The organism is Neoroseomonas lacus (assembly GCF_014644535.1).
GTDB lineage: Bacteria > Pseudomonadota > Alphaproteobacteria > Acetobacterales > Acetobacteraceae > Neoroseomonas > Neoroseomonas lacus.
Window position 1 is genome coordinate 1 of the sequence record NZ_BMKW01000047.1, and the last position, 3,580, is coordinate 3,580.

The 3,580-nt window shown below is 66.0% G+C and carries 3 protein-coding genes; all 3 read right to left on the bottom strand.

Annotated elements, in window-relative coordinates; all coding sequences use genetic code 11:
- Nucleotides 1-34: 34 nt before the first annotated feature.
- Nucleotides 35-406 carry a hypothetical protein gene (locus IEY36_RS30240; RefSeq protein WP_188974021.1) on the bottom strand — a complete coding sequence of 124 codons (372 nt, stop codon included), beginning with the start codon at nucleotides 404-406 and terminating at the stop codon, nucleotides 35-37.
- Entirely contained in the window at nucleotides 393-1,685 is a 1,293-nt protein-coding gene (locus IEY36_RS30245; RefSeq protein ID WP_188974023.1) for a site-specific DNA-methyltransferase, read from the bottom strand. Before IEY36_RS30245 ends, IEY36_RS30240 begins: the two co-directional genes overlap by 14 nt.
- A gap of 354 nt (nucleotides 1,686-2,039) precedes the next feature.
- A partial coding sequence (locus tag IEY36_RS30250; protein WP_229681725.1) for a virulence-associated E family protein occupies nucleotides 2,040-3,580 on the bottom strand: 1,541 nt, incomplete at its 5' end.

Below are 3,580 nucleotides of genomic sequence, written 5' to 3' on the forward strand. Positions count from 1 at the left end.
TTGCTCGGTGTTGAACAGATGCGATGCTGACCATTCATTTGATGTGCTTCGGGACGTATTTCTCCGTCCATTCCTCCAAGGTCATCGGCGCGGGTCCGTGGATCACGAATTTCGGTGAGGCCGGTGCCGTCACCTCGACCCCCTGCTTCTCGCGCCAGCCAGCGCGGGCCTTCATCCAGAAGATGGCCGCCGCGACGTTCTTGCCCTGCGTGGCCATCTGGAACAGCGACTGCGCCACCTTCGCATTGGCCTCCGTCATCCCCCGGTCCAGCTCCTCCCGGAAGTGCTTGCGCAGCGTCTTGGTGTCGATGCCGATGAACGGCGCGATGTCCGTGTGCGGAATGCCGAACCCCGCCATGGTCTTCACGGTACGGCGCTGATCGGGCGTGGGCTCAAACCGGCGCATGGGACGCCTCCCCGAGGCTGCTGGGGGCGTCGCCAGCCGGTCCGGGGCCGAGGCCGCTGAACGAGGCCCCATCGCCCTCCCTGACCGCGTCCAGCCCCGTGAAGGCCTCCCAGCGTGCGACCGCGACGTCGACATAGGCCGGCGAGAGTTCGATCGCGTGGCAGGACCGGCCCGTCATCTCCGCGGCGATCAGGGTGGTGCCCGATCCGGAGAACGGCTCATAGACCGCCTGGCCGGGCGAGGAGTTGTTCTCGATCGGCCGGCGCATGCATTCGACCGGCTTCTGCGTGCCGTGCACCGTCTCGGCATCCTCGCTGCGGCGGGCGATCTGCCACAGCGTCGTCTGCTTGCGATCACCCGACCAGTGACCCTGGCCGCGCACCGCATACCAGGCGGGTTCGTGCTGCCAGTGGTAGTGGCCGCGGCCGAGGACCAGCCGGTCCTTCGCCCAGATGATCTGCGCGCGGATATCGAAGCCGTGGGCGGTCAGGCTCTCCGCCACGGTGGTGGCGTGCAGGGCGCCGTGCCAGACATAGGCGACATCGCCGGGAAACAGCGCCCAGGCTTCCCGCCAATCGGCGCGGTCGTCGTTCTCGACCTTACCGGTGCGCCGCGTCGTGCTGACACCGGCGCGGTTGCGCCATTCCGGATCGTAGGCGACGCCGTAGGGCGGGTCGGTGACCATCAGGTGGGGACGCACGCCAGCCAGCACCGCAGCGACCGCGGCAGGGTCGGTGCAGTCGCCGCAGGCGAGGCGATGGCGGCCGAGGATCCACACGTCGCCCAACCGCGTCACCGGCACCTCGGGCAGCGGGGGGATGTCGTCGGGGTCCGTCAGGCCGGTGGTGGGATCGGCGAGGAACCCGGCGATCTCGTCTGCATTGAAGCCGGTGAGGCCCAGGTCGAAGCCGAGATCCTGCAGCTCGGCCAGTTCCAGGCGCAGCAGGTCGGCATCCCAGCCGGCGTTCAGCGCCAGCTTGTTGTCGGCGAGGACATAGGCGCGGCGTTGGGCGGGCGTGAGATGCGCCAGCTCAATCACCGGCACCTCGGCGAGGCCGAGCTTGCGCGCCGCCAGCACGCGGCCGTGGCCGGCGATGACGCCGTTCTCACCATCGGTCAGCACCGGGTTGGTGAAGCCGAACTCCCGGATGGACGCGGCGATCTGCGCGACCTGCGCGTCGCTGTGCGTCCGGGCGTTGCGGGCATACGGAATTAGGACCGCTGTTCTGACCCTTTTGTAGGCGGGGACGTGTGCCTCGGCAGCGCGCGGTTCAGCCATTTCGAACCCTCCGTCAGGGAGTGGTGTCGGGCCGGTCGCCACGACGACCATTAAATACCCGATGGAGATTCGTCGGCACAATCGACCGCAAACGCGCAGCGCTACGCGGACCTGCGAAATGCGAATTATTGTGTGCGTATCAGAAGGATCAGCCGATCGGCATGATGCTGCGTGCGTCGCAAACGGGGTTGGGCCCAGGCGCCGGCGCGTTGCGGGTGTGGCAGTGCAGCAGGTGACGCACTTTCCTTCGTGCGCGCTCCAGGCATGTGTGTTCTACCTGTAGTTATATCCCCTACAGGTTGAATAGACTTCCGGTCGACTGCTTGGAAGAGAAGTGTTGCATCTGCTGCACTGCTACACCCCGCGTTCCCAAGGGATGCCGGCTTTCGTTCTCTGACCCCTGACCCACCCCAGCCGCTCCATCGCTCCCGCAATGCGGCGCTGTTCCTGGGTTCCGACCTTCGATTTGTCGAGTCCGATCGCCTCGATTGCCACGTCCAGGAGCGCCACGCGCGCCTTGCCAACCAGCCAGTCGGCGATCACCTCTTCCCATGCATCAGCCTCGTATCGTGCGTCCTGTTGCGGTCGAATATGCAGGCTCTCGAAACCGGAGGTTGGCCACCAACCCTCGCCTTGGTTGAATAGCGCCGCAGCTTCCGCGAACAACTGGTCGCGATCGCGCTTCAAAGCATCTGTATCGACGGTGCCGACCTTCACCGGCCAGAACCGACGGCCGCCGGTTTCGTCGCGCAGATAGGCCGCCTTGTTGGTGGTGCCGATGAATACGCACTGCCGCGGCTCGATCGCCTCAAGCCGGCCGTAGCTCGGTCGGTAGCGCTCGGTATCACGGGTGATGAATGCCTTCAGCGCCGCAGCTTCGGCTTTGTCGAGCGCGGACATTTCCGCCACCTCGATCAGCCATTTGCCCTTGAGATGCTGTGACACGTCTTTGCCTGCGCGGATGTCGGGCATGCCGTCGCTGAACCACGGACCGCCGAGGATTCGGCAGACGGTGCTCTTCCGCGCGCCCTGCGGGCCCTCGAGGATCAGCATGTAGTTCGCTTGGCAACCCGGCCGCATGACCCGCGCGACCAGCGCGATCATGAACATCTTGCCGATGCCGCTGGCGTAGTCGCTGTGCCCCACGCCGAGATAGCGATGCAACCAGGTAACCAGGCGTGGCTGCCCGTCCCAGTGCAACCCGTTCAGATAGTCGCGGACGGGGTGGAATGCGTTCTCAGCGGCAACGATATCTACCGCCTGATGCACGGTGTCCTTGCCGACGGTCTCCAGACCCTCGGTCTGAAGGAAGGCCTGCAGGCGCCCGACGTGAACATCGGTGGCGGGGACCAACGTCTCGAAACCCACCCGATCCTTCAGCACAATGGTGCACAGCATCTCGTCCCGGCGGAACAGGCCTTTCAACCTGTCATCCCCGCGCAACGCCAGCAGGGTGTTGTGGAGATTGCCGCGCGCAAGCCCGTCCTGGCTGGTCTGGCATTTCGCGAGCCAGGCGGCGACAGGGCTCGCGGCCTTGCTCGCATGCTCCCAGGTGCGCCGCGCTTCGCGCTCGCCATTGGGCATGCCCTTCTCGGCCAGCCACTCCGCCGCGCGGGGATCTGCGCCGAGCGCGGCGAGCATATCGGCATAGGTGCCGCCATCGCGCACGACCTGGCATGCAATGCCGAATGCGATCCCGCTGCGGCTGCCGTCATTGCCCTCGCGTGGCTCGCCCCGTGCCGCCTTACCGCGCCGCTTGGACTCGCCCCGCTCCTTCTTTGGCTTCTGCGCGAATGCCGGCCCGCCTTCCTGGATCAGCCAAAGCAGGGTCTCGGTCGGGACGTGATGGAGATGGACGGTATCACCATGCTGCTGGTCAGTAACTGTGAAGAAGC

What these genes read in the sequence shown, in the direction of transcription:
- IEY36_RS30240 (WP_188974021.1), bottom strand. Translation starts at nt 406, where the DNA reads ATGCGCCGGTTTGAGCCCACGCCCGATCAGCGCCGTACCGTGAAGACC.
- IEY36_RS30245 (WP_188974023.1), bottom strand. Translation starts at nt 1,685, where the DNA reads ATGGCTGAACCGCGCGCTGCCGAGGCACACGTCCCCGCCTACAAAAGG.